Source organism: Roseovarius sp. SK2, assembly GCF_028807495.1.
In the GTDB taxonomy this organism is placed as follows: Bacteria; Pseudomonadota; Alphaproteobacteria; order Rhodobacterales; family Rhodobacteraceae; genus Roseovarius; species Roseovarius confluentis.
Genome location: NZ_JARAMK010000002.1, coordinates 500,481 through 513,897 on the forward strand (window position 1 = coordinate 500,481; position 13,417 = coordinate 513,897).

Consider the following 13,417-nt stretch of genomic DNA (forward strand, 5'->3'; position numbering starts at 1 on the left):
ATACCGACGCTCCGTTTCCGCCCAAACCGATCCCACTAACCTTTGTAGGGTGGGTGACAACCCACGCGCCCCGGGGGCGCTAATCCTTCAATCCCGGTTCGTCCAACAGGTGCCGCCCCTGCCGGTCCTCCACCTCGATCACCCACAAATCAGGATCGAACGACCGCTGTTTCGCCACGGCCTGATCGACGTCCCGCTCGTCCCCCTCGGCCAGCGTGACCCAAGTCCGCGCGCCACTCAAAAGGTCAAAAGAGCGTTGAAAAACAGACGCTTGCCCGTCCAGCGTGTTCAGCTTCACCAGCACCGCACCGCCGGTGTCATCGCCATGCGCCACCACGAAGGCCGGGATATCCAACAACCGCAGCCGTGCCAGATAGGCCTGCACCCAGAACTCCGCCGTCAGTCGGCTCATGGCACATCCCGCCCCGGACCCCGATCCGGGGCCTCTACGCCAAGGCCGATCACCCGTTCCCGTCCTTGAAATCAAGGCCCATCTCTGAATAGCGTTCCGCCTCGTCCAGCCAGTTGGGCCGCACTTTGACTTGCGTGAACAGGTGCACCCGCCGCCCCAGGAACTCTTCCAGCTCGGTGCGCGCCGCCTGGCTAACCGCCTTGATTGTCTCGCCTTTTTTGCCCAGCACGATCCCCTTGTGACCGTCGCGCATGACATAGATCACCTGGTCGATCCGCGCCGACCCGTCCTCGCGCTCTTCCCAGTTCTCGGTCTCCACCGTCAACTGATAGGGCAGTTCCTGGTGCAGCCGCAGGGTCAGCTTTTCGCGCGTCATCTCGGCAGCGATCATCCGCATCGGCAGGTCCGCAATCTGGTCCTCCGGATAAAGCCACGGCCCCTCCGGCATCTCGTCCGCCAGCCACTTGCGCAGGTCCTCGACACCATGCCCCTTCTCGGCAGAAATCATGAAAGTCTCCACGAAATCATGCCGTTCATTCAGTTCCTTGGTCAGCCCCAACAGCACCTCGGACTGCACCCGGTCGATCTTGTTGATCGCCAGCGCCACGCGCCGCCCCTTGGGCAATTCATCCAGCCCGTCCAGGATCTTCTCGACCCCTTCGGTCACGCCCCGATGCGCCTCGACCAGCAGGACGACCACGTCCGCATCCACCGCGCCGCTCCAGGCCGCGGCGACCATCGCCCGATCCAGCCTGCGGCGCGGCGCGAACAGCCCCGGCGTATCGACGAAAACAAGCTGCGCGTCGCCTTCGATCGCAACCCCCTTTATACGCGCGCGGGTGGTCTGCACCTTGTGCGTCACGATGCTGACCTTCGCGCCCACCATGCGGTTGAGCAGCGTGGACTTGCCCGCATTGGGCTCCCCGATGAGGGCGATAAAACCGGCGCGTTGGGTCATGATGCGAAGCCTTTTGTCATAAGGGCTTCCCCTACCCGATCCGCATGCGCTTGACCAGTTCAGAACACCGCATGGTCGCCCCGCTCCAGCACGACCTCACCCGCCGCGAGCCTTGCATAGAAGTCCCCCAAACGGTCCTGCCCGAATTCCGGCGTGGCGTCAGCATCATAGCATTGCCGGGTGTCATCCCAGACCAGCATCGACTCGGTCGCGTAGTACCGCCCGATCCGCGCCAGCTCCGTCTTGGCCCGGGCACGCCTGTTTAACCTTCCGGTAACACTCAACGTGGCAATGATAGCGTCAAGCAAGCCAACCGGCATCCGCTTCATCCGGAACGGCACGCCCAGCGAATCGGCCAGCAACCGGCCCTGTTCTTCGGGCGTCAGCGCCGGACCGGGCCCGCCCACCGGCAGGATGCGGTTGTCACAGGCCGGATTCGTCAGCGCGTTCACCAGGAATCGCGCCAAATCGGCGTCGCTTATCGGTTTGCAGGCAGTCAACCGGCCGTCACCGAAGGCAAGGTAGGGCTTGCCCGCCCGCATCCTGTCCATCTGCCCGGACAGAGATTTGAAAAACGCCGCGGGCCGCACGATCACGTGGCACAGGCTTGAGGCCTGCAATTCCGCCTCGAAGGCCAGCTTGGCCTTCTGGAACGCCAGCACCGGCTTTTGCACGCAGATCGCCGACAACAACACGAAACGGCGCACCTCCCGTGCCTTCGCCGCTCGCAAGGCCGCCGCGTTCAGCCCATGATCCACTGTCCACGCATCGCCGGGCGCGCCCGACCGCGACGCCAGGCAACTGATCACCACATCGGCCCCGTGCATCGCCTCGGCCAAAAGATCCGGCGCCGACACGTCCCCGACGACGCACCGAACGCGTTCGGATACCGCCGGGTCCGCGCGACGCAGCGGGCAGATCACGTCATGCCCATCCGCCAGCAACGCCTCAAGAACCGCCCGCCCGATCGTGCCGCTCGCGCCCAAAAGCACAACACGCACCGACGCGCCCGAGGGCTTTGAAAAGTAGGCTGGATCGTCTTGCATCAATGAAACCCGGTCATGGCTTGCCAAGACTACACCAAGCCACGGTTGCAAACCAAACGAGGAGCACTCACGGTCGGCGCACCGCTGAAATCCTTTCAAAAAGGATTTGCCAAAAGCTTTCACAAAGCTTTTGGCTCCGCCTTACGCCGCCGCCCCGTCCGTGAACTGCAACCGCGCCAGCCGGGCATACAGCCCGTCCTCGGCCACTAGGCTGTCATGCGTGCCTTCCGCCACGATGCGCCCCTGCTCCATCACGATGATCCGGTCGGCCTTCTTCACCGTGGCCAGCCGGTGCGCCACGATCACCGTCGTACGATCCTTGGCCAGCCCGTCGACCGCCTGCTGCACCGCCCGTTCGCTCTCGGCATCCAGCGCCGAGGTCGCCTCATCCAGCAGCAGCACGGGTGCATCCCGCAGGATCGCGCGGGCAATCGCCACCCTTTGTTTCTGCCCGCCCGACAGCATCACACCGCGCTCGCCCAGGTACGTGTCATACCCTTCCGGCAACGCCATGATGAACTCGTGTGCCGCGGCAGCCCTTGCCGCGGCCTCGACTTGGGAATCCTCTGCGTCGATCCGCCCGAACCGGATGTTGTCACGCGCCGAGGCGGCAAAGATCACCGGTTCCTGCGGCACCAGCGACAGTTCCGCCCGGAAGTCCGGTCGCGCCATCTGATCGAGCGATACACCGTCGAGCGTCACCTGCCCCGATTGCGGGTCATAAAAACGCTGGATCATCTGGATGATCGTGGTCTTGCCCGCCCCGGACGGCCCCACAAGCGCCACCGTCTCCCCGGGTTCGATTACCAGGTTCAATTCATGCAGCGCCGGGGCATCCGGCCTCGTGGGATAGGTGAAGCTGACATTCTCGAAGGCGACGCGCCCCTTGACCGGACGCGGCAGCGTCTCGGGCCGGACCGGATCCTGTACCTCGTCCTCGGCCTGCAACAGCTCCACCAGCCGTTCCGTCGCCCCGGCCGCCCGCTGCAACTCCCCCCAGATCTCCGACAGGGCCGCCACGCCACCGGCCACCATGACCGAGTAGATGACGAACTGCACAAGTGTGCCCGCCGTCATCTCGCCGGCGCGAACGTCCCGTGCCCCGATCCAGAGCACGCAGACAATGCCCGTAAACACAAGGAAAATAACGATAACCGTCATCAGCGCCCGCACCCAGATACGCCGCCGGGCCACGTCAAAGCTCCGCTCCGTCACGTCCGAGAACGCCGCCCGGCTGGCCCCTTCGTGGGTGAAAGCCTGCACCGTCTGCACGTTCAAGAGCGCCTCGGAGGCATTGCCTGAACTGGCCGCGATCCAGTCCTGGTTCTCTCGGCTCAATTTGCGCAGCCTCCGCCCCAGCGTCAGGATCGGCACGATGATCAGCGGCACCAAGAGCAGCACCATCCCGGTCAGCTTGGCCGAGGTGAACAGCATCAGCGCCAGCCCGCCCGCAAAGATCAGCAAGTTCCGAAGCGCGATCGAAATCGACGATCCGATCACCGAAAGGATCAGCGTCGTATCCGTGGTCACGCGGCTCAGGATCTCGCCCGTCATGGTACGCTCGTAAAAGGCCGGGCTCAGCCCGATCACCTTGTCGAACACCGCCTTGCGCATGTCCGCCACCACCCGTTCGCCGAGCCGCGTCACCAACGCATAGCGCAGCCCCGTTCCGATGGCGAGCAGCCCCGCAATACCGACCGCGGCCAGAAAATATCTGTCCAGGATTGCCCCGTCCTCGACCGAGAAATTATCGACCACGCGCCGCACTGCCAAGGGCAGCACCAGCGAAACACAGGCCGTCATCACAAGTGCCAGTACCGCCAATGCCAGCAATCGTCGGTAAGGTTGCAAAAACGGCCAGAGTTCCGACAGCACCCCCATGCGCTTCGACCCCTCCCGCTCGATCATGTCTGCGCCGTTTTCGGCCCGTCTTACCATGGATCCCCGCGCGTATTTTTCGTCCGGCCCTTGTCATGGCCGGGCACGTCGCCGGGGTCAAGGGTGTAACCCCCACGCGGACAATCGGGCACAGCTATCGAAAGGCAGTAAGGCGTCGGAAAACTGGAGCGGGCGACGGGAATCGAACCCGTATCATCAGCTTGGAAGACAGATGCGCAGAAGAGATTTTATATCATTATTTCAAATACTAAAACGTATGCACTTAAGGATTTTGTCGGCAAACTGTCGGAAATGAATTTTTGGAGCGGGCGACGGGAATCGAACCCGTATCATCAGCTTGGAAGGCTGAGGTCTTACCATTACACAACGCCCGCTCAACAATTCAGAGGAGTATTTCATGCACTAGGCGGGGTCAAGTGCAACGTGAGCAAACGGCCCATTGCGGTCATTCGCGCCAAAAGCTGGCGCCGCAGCGCGGCTTTCCGAAAGCGGTCGTGGGCCGCAGAGCGCAGCATCGTTCAGCGCGTGAAGGTCAGATATGCGGAAAAACGGGCGTTGGGGCCCACATGGCAACTCTGGCTTCCTGGGCCGTGTGGCGGTCGCTCTCCGAGGCCGAAGGGGGTGTCATCGACTGTCAGTCAGTGAGGCGTCGGCTTTTCACCGACATCCCAGAACAGGCCTGCCATTACTCGCAGAGCATCCCGGCAGACAGGCTTTAGCACGTGCTCATTCGGCGCATGCTGCGAGCAGCCGCGATAGGAATGCGGCACCCAGATCGTCGGCAACTCAAGAATGTCGGTGAAGCTATCGTTGGGCAGGGATCCGGCAAGGTTGGGCAGCACATGCAAATCCCCTGCCGTTTCGCGGATCGAGGCGCCGACGAACTGCGCCCAAGGGTGCGTGGGATCCAGCCGGGTTGCGGCGAAGAAGCCGCGATCGTGGAGGCGGATCCGGACCCGCTCAAAGCCGTGCGCGTCGAGGTGGCGGCGCAGGGCGGGGACCACATCCTCGGGATCGGTGCCGACGACGAAGCGCAGCTGGCAGGTGGCCCGCGCCCAGCCCGATATCGCGTTGACCGGCGCGTCGGGCACGCCCGAGACCATTGCGAGCACGGCAAAGCTGTTCCAGCCGAACACGCGTTCGGCGGGGGTCAGGCCTTCCTCGCCCCAGTTAGGGTCGACATCGGGGCCTTCGCCGCCTTGGACGGGCAGATCACGCAGGGCGTCGCGGACCGTGTCGGTCAGGCTGTCTGGGCGCCATTCGGGCACCTTGATCTGTCCGCGCGCATCGGTGATGCAGGCCAGCGCATGGGCAAGGATCATTGCCGGGTCCGCCAGCAGGCCGCCCCAGTTGCCGGAATGGTGCGCTCCTTCGTGGGTTTCGACCACGAGATCGAAGGTGGTGCCGCCCCGCGAGCCCATGAACATGGTGGGCACCCCGGGTTGCAGACGCGGCCCGTCCGAGGCGATCAGCACATCCGCCGTCAGGCGGTCCTTGTAGGTGCGGAAGATCTCGGGCAGGCCGACAGAGCCGACCTCCTCGCTCATCTCGATGACGATGCGGGTGTTGAAGCCGAGGCTGCCACGTGCCGCGAGGACGGATTCGAGCGCGGCGATGTTGATCAGGTGCTGGCTCTTGTTGTCGGCGGTGCCGCGCCCGTAGAGGCGGTCGCCTTCTTCGGTGATCTCCCAGGGTTGCAATCCGTCGCGCCACATACCCTCCTGTCCCAGCACGGTGTCGCCGTGGCCATAGGTCAGGACCGTGGGCAGGTCGTCACCCTCGACCCGTTCACCCAAGAGCAGCGGCCCGCCCTTGGGGTTGGGGTTGTCGACGATCTCGCAGGCAAAGCCCATCGCCTCCAGCCGGGGCTGCATCGCCTCGACAAGGTAGCGCTGCGCCTCTGCGCGGGCCTCGGGGGCGGGGTTCTGGCTTTCGCTGCGGAAGGCCACGAGGTGCGACAGGTCGGACTGGAACGTGCCGGCGTCGAAATACTCGGTGGCGTTGGTGATGGCGGTGTCGCGGGTCATTGAGGGTCTTCCAGAACTGCGTCACCCCAGGGTGACATGATTTCGGTACATCCCGTGTTCACGGCATCATCGCGCATGACGCCGGCGGGACAGGCAAAGGCATAGGGCAGGACGGTACGCCGGGTGGTCTGCACCGGCATCACCTGTTCGATGGCCGACAGAACCGAGGCGGGCAGCGTGTCGTCGGCGATTGCGGTGCCGCCGCCCGAGACGTCGATGCGGGGGGCGTGAAATGCGCCCTCGATATCCATGCCGCGGTCGGCGATGAACGAGGCCATCTGAGAAACTGCCGAGACGATCTTGCGCCCGCCCGAGGCGCCGAGCGCGAAGTGGCGCGGGCCCTGGTGGCCGAGGATGGGACAAACATTCATCAGGCAGGCCTTGTTCGGGGCCAGCGAGTTGGGTTTGCCCGGCTCTGGGTCGAACCACATGATGCCGTTGTTCATCAAAAGGCCGGTTGTGGGCGAGACCACGCGGCTGCCGAAGATCGACAGCAGGGTCTGGGTGTTTGCGACCATGTTCCCGGCGCGGTCAACGATGGAGAAATGGGTGGTGCAACCGGGCGCCTCCGCCACTTCGCCGGTATCGCCCATCTTGCCCAGCCGCTCGGCATAGGCGCGGTCCAGGGCGCTTGCATAGGCGGGGAAGGCCCGTTCAGGGCTGGAAAGGTCTTGTTCCGAGAGCTGCTCCATCACGCGGGCGAAGGTGGGCCCGGCGGTAAGGCCGGGCATGACGTGGAAAAGCGCGTCGCGGTACGGCACGCGTTGCGGGGGCCCCATCCAGGCGCGGTAGCCCGAGAGGTCGTCAGCCGACAGGCTGCCGCCCTTGGCCCGCACGTCGCTGGCTAGGGCCCGGGCGATATCGCCGTCGTAGAAGCTGCGCGGACCGCCGCGGGCCAGGGTTTCCAGCATGTCGGCCATGGCGGTCTGATCGAGCCGATTGTCCGGGATCGCGGTCCAGCCCGAGCCCTTTGGCCACGTTCCGTCATCGAGAAAGAGCGCGGCGGCATCGGCGTCGGCGGCGAGGTTGCGGGCCACCGACGCAATCAGGAGCGCGGCGTACCAGTCCACCAGCATGCCTTCTCGGGCATAGGCGATCGCGGGGGCCAGAAGGTCGGCCCAGGGCATGCGGCCCCACCGGTCATGGGCCTGCCCGATCCCGTCCACCACGCCGGGCACGGCGATGGCGGTGGCGCCTTCGACGTTGCGGTCATTCACGACCCGCTCCCACGGGAACAGATCGCCGGCCTTGCCTTCGCCGGACAGGGGATAGTCGGCCACGTCGAGGTTCTTGGGTGAGCGCATGCCGAAATTGATCGCCACCGCCTCGCCCGTGTCGGCGCGCCAGTGGACCGCCGCGCCGCCGCCGGCAGGGCCGCTCATCCACGGTTCCAGCACGCCGATAGCGAACGAAGTGGCCACGGCGGCATCGACCGCGTCACCGCCCGCGCGCAGAGCTTCGGCGCCCGCCTCGGCGGCAAGGCGGTGCTGCGCGGCGACCACGCCGCCGGGGGTTTCGATGACGTGCTTGGCGACCGTCTGCGTTCGGGACAATGCGCTCATGCGGCGCCCTTTTCATACATCGGGCTTTCGGGGTCGTGCAGGTGACATTCGACCAGCCCCGACTCGGTTTGCAGGGGCCGGGGCGCCTGCGCCGCGCAATGCGGCGTGGCGTGCGGGCAGCGCGGGTGGAAGGCGCAGCCCGAGGGCGGATCGATGGGGTTGGGATAGGCGGTGCCGAGCGAGGTTTCGGGCACGCCCTGCGTCGGGTCGGGCGTCAGGACCGAGCTGAGCAACGCCTGCGTGTAAGGGTGGCGCGGACGCTCGAAGAGGTCGGCCACCGGAGCCTCTTCGACGATGCGGCCGAGATACATCACCGCGACGCGCGTGGCGAGGTGTTCGACAACCGCGAGGTCGTGCGAGATGAAGAGATAAGTCAGCCCGAAGTCACGGCGCAGATCGGCCAGCAGGTTTAGGATCTGGCTTTGCACCGACACGTCCAGCGCCGAGGTGGGTTCGTCGCAGATGACGATCTCGGGCTTCATTACCAGCGCCCGGGCGATGGCCACGCGCTGGCGCTGGCCGCCGGACATCTGGCTGGGATAGGTGTTGATGACACGGGCGGGCAGGCCCACGATGTCGAGGATTTCCTCGACCGCCTTGCGCTGGCTGGCGGCGTCGCCGATGCCGTGCACGCGCAGAGGCAGCGAGATCAGGTCGTAGATCGACTTGCGCGGGTTGAGCGAGGAATACGGGTCCTGGAAAATCGGCTGAAGTCGCCCGGCGAGGGCGCGGCGGTCCAGATCCTGCATGTTCTCGCCTTCGACCAGCACCTTGCCATCGGTCGGTTTTTCGAGCCCGAGGAGCAGCTTGGCGAGGGTCGACTTGCCGCAGCCGGATTCACCGACAAGGCCCAGCACCTCGCCCTTGCGGATCGAGAGGGTGACGTCATTGACCGCTGACAGCGGCCTGCGCTTGCCGAAAAGCCCCTGCTTGACGCTGTAGGTTTTCTTGACGTGATCAAGGGTGAGGATCTCGCTCATGCGGCGTCTCCTTCCTTGGAGAGGGCGCCATCGGCGTGGACGCAGCGAAAGTCGTGACTGTCGGTGCCGCGCAGAGGGATGGCTTCGCGGCAGGCCGGGATCGCGTGAGGACAGCGCGTGCGGAAGGCGCAGCCGGTGACGTCGCCCACCAGCGAGGGCACGATGCCCGCGATGGTGCCGAGCGCCGCACCGCGTTCGGTCTTGCCCGGTTGCGGGATGCAGCGCAAAAGGCCGCGGGTATAGGGATGGCTGGGGGTGGCGAAGACGGCCTCGGCCGGGCCGGTCTCGACCAGTTCGCCAGCATACATCACCGCCACCTTGTCGGCCACGCGGGCCACGACGCCGAGGTCGTGGGTGATTAGGATCATCGCCATGTTCATCTCGCGCGTGAGATCCACCAGAAGGCGCAGGATCTGGGCCTGGATGGTCACGTCGAGCGCGGTCGTGGGCTCGTCCGCGATCAGCAGGTCGGGCTCGCACATCAGGGCCATGGCGATCATCACGCGCTGGCGCAAGCCGCCCGACAGCTGGTGCGGATATTGCGACAAGCGGCTTTCGGCGGCGGTGATGCCGACCTTTTCCAGAAGTTCCACGGCGCGGGCGCGGGCCTTGGCCTTGCTGACATTGCGGTGCAGCAGCAGGGTTTCCATAAGCTGATCGCCGATGGTGTAGGCCGGGTTGAGCGAGGTCATCGGTTCCTGGAAAATCATCGCGATGCGGTTGCCGCGCAGGTCGCGCATCACGCGGTTGTTCGCGTTCAGAAGGTCGATGTCGTCATAGCGGATCTCGTCCGCCGAGCGTTTGATCGACTTGGCCAGAAGGCCCATCAAAGCCAGCGAGGTCAGCGACTTGCCAGAGCCACTTTCGCCGACGATGGACAACGTTTCGCCGCACTTCATCTCGAAGTCGATGCCGCGCACCGCGTGCAGCGTGCCGCTCCCGGTGGGGATGTCGAGCGTGAGGTTCTTTACGGAAAGGAGTGTGTCGGACATGTCGTCAGCTCCGTCCTTCGGGGGCGGTGACGTCGCGCAGGCCGTCGCCCATGAGGTTGATCGCCAGCACGAGCGCAAAGAGCACGGCGCCGGGGATCAGCACCAGCCACGGCTCGAACAGCATCATGTTCTTGCCCTCGGACACCATCAGGCCCCACGAGGGGATCGGCGGCTGGACGCCCAGGCCGAGGAAGCTGAGCGCGGCTTCCAGCAGGATGGCGTGGGCCATTTCCAGCGTCACGATGACGATGAGATTGTTGAAGACGTTGGGCATGATCTCGGTCAGGACGATGCGCGGGGTGGAGGCGCCGATGACCTGTGCGGCGGCGACGTAATCGCGCCGGCTGATCTGTAGCGTGGAGGCGCGCATGACCACCGCGAAACGGTCCCACAGCAAAAGGCCCAGCACGCAGATTACCACGGTGAGCGAGCCGCCCAGGATGGCCACCACGGCCAGCGCCACCAGCACGACCGGCATGGCGAGGCGCACGTTGATCAGGAAGGTCACCACGGCGTCGACCTTGCCGCCGAAATAGCCGGCGGCGACGCCCATCGCCGTGCCGATGAAGCCCGAGATCAGCGCCGCAACCGCGCCGATCAGGAGCGACACGCGGGCGCCGTAAATGAGCCGCGACAGGTAATCCCGGCCAAGGTGATCGGTGCCCAGCGGATGTTCCCATGTCCCGCCCATGAAGACCGGGGGCACCATGCGCTTCATCAGGCTTTGGGCGTAGGGGTCGTGCGGGGCCAGCAATGGCGCGAAGATTGCCACCAGCAACAGCAGGCCCACGACGACCATGCCGAGGATCAGCCCCTTGTGCGACAGCGCGCGGGCCTTGAGCATCTGGCGGGGCGAAGGCCCCTCGATCTCGCGGGAGAGTGGATCGGTCGTATCGGTCACGTCAGGCGCTCCGCATTCTGGGGTCCAGCCAGGCGTTCAGAACGTCGGCGAGGAAGGTGAAGACGATGTAGAACATCGAAAAGACGAGGATCAGCGCCTGCACGGTGGGCAGATCGTTGCGGGCGATGCTTTCCCACGCGAGATAGCCCGCGCCATGCAGGGCGAAGACGCTTTCGACCACGATCGAGCCGCCCAGCATAAAGCCCATCTGCACGGCGGCAAGGCTGACCACCGGGATGATGGCGTTGCGCAGCGCGTGCTTGAAGAGCACCCGGGACTCGCCCGCGCCCTTCGCCCGCGCGGTGCGGATATAGTCGGAGTTGAGAACATCCAGCATTCCGGCGCGCGTCAGGCGCATGATGGCCGGCATGGCGTAGTAGCCCAGCACGATTGTGGGCATGATGAAATGTCGCCAGCTATCCGCGCCGGAGGGCGGCAACATGCCCAGTTGGATCGCGAAGATCACGATCAGGATCAGGCCGAACCAGAACGACGGCATCGCCTGGCCCGCCACCGACAGAAACAGCGCCACGCGGTCGATGATCGAATTGGGTCGGATTGCCGCGACCACGCCCAGCGGCACGGCGGTGATCAGGGCAAAGAGGATGCCGCAGACGCCCAGGGTCATGGTCACTTGCAGCCGTTCGGCAATCAGGCTGGCGACCGGCAGCTTGAAATAATAGCTTTCGCCGAAATCCCCCTGCAAAGCGGAAAACAGCCAGTCGCCGTATTGCACCAGCATCGCGCGGTCGAAGCCGTAAAGGCGGCGCAGCGCCTCGACATCTTCGCCGCTGGCGGTTTCCCCGGCCAGCGCCGCGGCCGGATCGCCGGACAAAAACAGCAGCGAGAAGCTGATGAAGCTGACCGTGAAGGCGACCAGCACCGCCAGTCCGAGGCGTTTCAGTATGAATGTGAGCATGGCGGACCTTTTGCGTGACGCGCCGGATGCGCGTTGCGGGGAAGGGAGATCTTGGCTTGAAGGTCGGTCGGGCGAGGGGCCGGGACCGGCCTCTCGCCTTGGTCTGTCTTAGTTCCAGCTCATATCGACGAAGCGCAGCACCTCGTCGGGCGTGGGCGTATAGCTGACTTCATCCTTGAACACGTAGTTCGTGTTGTAGGTGAACATAGGCGCCCAGTAGGCTTCTTCGGTGATGCGCTGCAGGGCCTTGGTGTAGTACTCCACCCGCTCGTCCGGGTCGGTCGAGCTGTCGGCGATGTCCAGCCATTCAAGCACCTGGTCGTCCCGCGTGCTGTCCAGCGAGCCGTGCTTGAAAAACTGGCTGACCATCGCGGAGGCGTCGTTGATCGAATAGCTGCCCCATGTCTGGAACGAGATCGGCACCTCGCCGTTCATGTTGAGTTCACGCAGGGCCGAATATTGCAGCATGTTGAAGTTGGTCTGGATGCCGACGGCGTTCAGGTACGAGGTGATCGCCTCGGCATACTGACGGTCGCGATATGCGTAGAAATCGACGGTGAAGCCATCGGGATAGCCTGCCTCGGCCAGCAGTTCTTCGGCCTTCTCGGGATCGTATTCGTACTCGGTCACGTCCTGGTTACAGCCGAACTGGCTGGGGAAACAGGGCGTATAGACCACCTGCGAGGCGCCTTGCAGAAGCGCATCGACGAGTTCCTGCCGGTTGATGGCGTAATTGACGGCCTCGCGCACCAGCTTGTTGGTGAACGGGTTCTCGCCCGAGCGGCCCGCCGAATCCATCTGCAGGTATCCCACGCGCATGGTGGATTCGTTGGCAACGGTCAGCTCATCCCGCGTGGCCAGCTTGTTGGCCTGGTCGGCGGGCACCTGCCAGATCAGGTCGAGCGAACCGGAGAAGAGTTCCGCCATCTGCGTGTTTACATCCGGAATGGTGCGGATATCGATCTTCTCGATCTCGGGCTGGCCCTTGGGGCTGTCGTGGTAGTCCTCGTTGGCTTCCAGCACGAAACGCTGGCCCGGCGTGACATCGACCGCCTTGTAGGGGCCGGTGCCGACGGGCTTCAGCCCCATGCCGGAGGGACCGGCCTCGGCGTAATACTCATCGGGGTACATCGAAACCGGGCCGGACAGGAATTCGATCGCCGCCGGGAACTTGTCCTTGAGGTTGATGCGTACGGTGTACTCGTCGATTTTCTCGGCCGATTCCATCCAATTGACGTTGCGCTGCGTCTTCACGCCGCTTTCTTCCTTGGCGACGAAGTTGACCGTGTAGACCACGTCATCGGCGTTGAATGCCTCGCCGTTGTGAAAGGTGACGCCCTCGCGCAGCTTGAATTCCAGCGTCGTGTCGTCGATCCACTCCCAGCTGGTCGCGAGGTTGCCGACATATTCGTTGGTTTCAGGATCGCGATAGATCAGCCCGTCCCAGATGGCGCGTTGCAGCACGACACCTTCGCGCGACGAATTGAAGTAGCTGTCGACGTTCTCCAGCTCCTTGGTGAAGGCGACGTTGAGCGTGCCCGAGGCCTTGTCCGCGAGAGCGGGCATGGCGGCGCCGGCCGCCAGGACCGAGGCAAGGAGAGTTGCGGTTGTTGTGGTCTTTCCGAGCATGGGGACTCCCTGTTGCATGATGGCAGTTATCACTATTTGATATTGCCGATTGTTATTTGATCAGTATAGCAATGGGTAACGGGCTGACGTCA

The 13,417-nt window shown here is 64.4% G+C and carries 11 protein-coding genes and 1 tRNA gene; all 12 read right to left on the reverse strand.

Going from position 1 to position 13,417, the window contains the following annotated elements:
- Positions 1 to 79: 79 nt before the first annotated feature.
- The gene (locus PVV74_RS06715) at positions 80 to 412 is read right to left on the reverse strand and encodes a DUF1491 family protein (protein WP_274592663.1); all 333 of its coding nucleotides are present in this window, start codon (positions 410 to 412) and stop codon (positions 80 to 82) included.
- Between the two features lie 49 nt (positions 413 to 461).
- A complete protein-coding gene (gene era, locus PVV74_RS06720) occupies positions 462 to 1,370 on the reverse strand; it encodes a GTPase Era (RefSeq protein ID WP_274592664.1) in 909 nt (302 codons plus the stop codon).
- Positions 1,371 to 1,429: 59 nt separating this feature from the next.
- Complete coding sequence (locus PVV74_RS06725) at positions 1,430 to 2,416, reverse strand: NAD(P)H-binding protein (RefSeq protein WP_274592665.1); 987 nt, start codon at positions 2,414 to 2,416, stop codon at positions 1,430 to 1,432.
- 141 nt (positions 2,417 to 2,557) lie between these two features.
- Positions 2,558 to 4,324 carry an ABC transporter transmembrane domain-containing protein gene (locus PVV74_RS06730; RefSeq protein ID WP_425061814.1) on the reverse strand — a complete coding sequence of 589 codons (1,767 nt, stop codon included), beginning with the start codon at positions 4,322 to 4,324 and terminating at the stop codon, positions 2,558 to 2,560.
- Between the two features lie 291 nt (positions 4,325 to 4,615).
- Positions 4,616 to 4,689 (reverse strand) — tRNA-Gly (locus PVV74_RS06735).
- A gap of 264 nt (positions 4,690 to 4,953) precedes the next feature.
- The gene (locus tag PVV74_RS06740) at positions 4,954 to 6,342 is read right to left on the reverse strand and encodes a M20 family metallopeptidase (protein ID WP_274592667.1); all 1,389 of its coding nucleotides are present in this window, start codon (positions 6,340 to 6,342) and stop codon (positions 4,954 to 4,956) included.
- The gene (locus tag PVV74_RS06745; RefSeq protein ID WP_274592668.1) at positions 6,339 to 7,904 is read right to left on the reverse strand and encodes a gamma-glutamyltransferase; all 1,566 of its coding nucleotides are present in this window, start codon (positions 7,902 to 7,904) and stop codon (positions 6,339 to 6,341) included. Before PVV74_RS06745 ends, PVV74_RS06740 begins: the two co-directional genes overlap by 4 nt.
- Positions 7,901 to 8,884, reverse strand: a complete 984-nt coding sequence (locus tag PVV74_RS06750) for an ABC transporter ATP-binding protein (protein WP_274592669.1) — start codon at positions 8,882 to 8,884, stop codon at positions 7,901 to 7,903. The genes PVV74_RS06745 and PVV74_RS06750 overlap by 4 nt, the downstream gene beginning before the upstream one ends.
- Complete coding sequence (locus tag PVV74_RS06755; RefSeq protein WP_274592670.1) at positions 8,881 to 9,876, reverse strand: ABC transporter ATP-binding protein; 996 nt, start codon at positions 9,874 to 9,876, stop codon at positions 8,881 to 8,883. Before PVV74_RS06755 ends, PVV74_RS06750 begins: the two co-directional genes overlap by 4 nt.
- 4 nt (positions 9,877 to 9,880) lie before the next feature.
- A complete protein-coding gene (locus PVV74_RS06760) occupies positions 9,881 to 10,777 on the reverse strand; it encodes an ABC transporter permease (RefSeq protein ID WP_274592671.1) in 897 nt (298 codons plus the stop codon).
- Between the two features lies 1 nt (position 10,778).
- Entirely contained in the window at positions 10,779 to 11,696 is a 918-nt protein-coding gene (locus tag PVV74_RS06765) for an ABC transporter permease (protein WP_274592672.1), read from the reverse strand.
- Positions 11,697 to 11,804: 108 nt separating this feature from the next.
- Positions 11,805 to 13,325: an ABC transporter substrate-binding protein gene (locus tag PVV74_RS06770; protein ID WP_274592673.1), complete on the reverse strand. Its 1,521-nt coding sequence runs from the start codon at positions 13,323 to 13,325 to the stop codon at positions 11,805 to 11,807.
- Between the last annotated feature and the right edge of the window lie 92 nt (positions 13,326 to 13,417).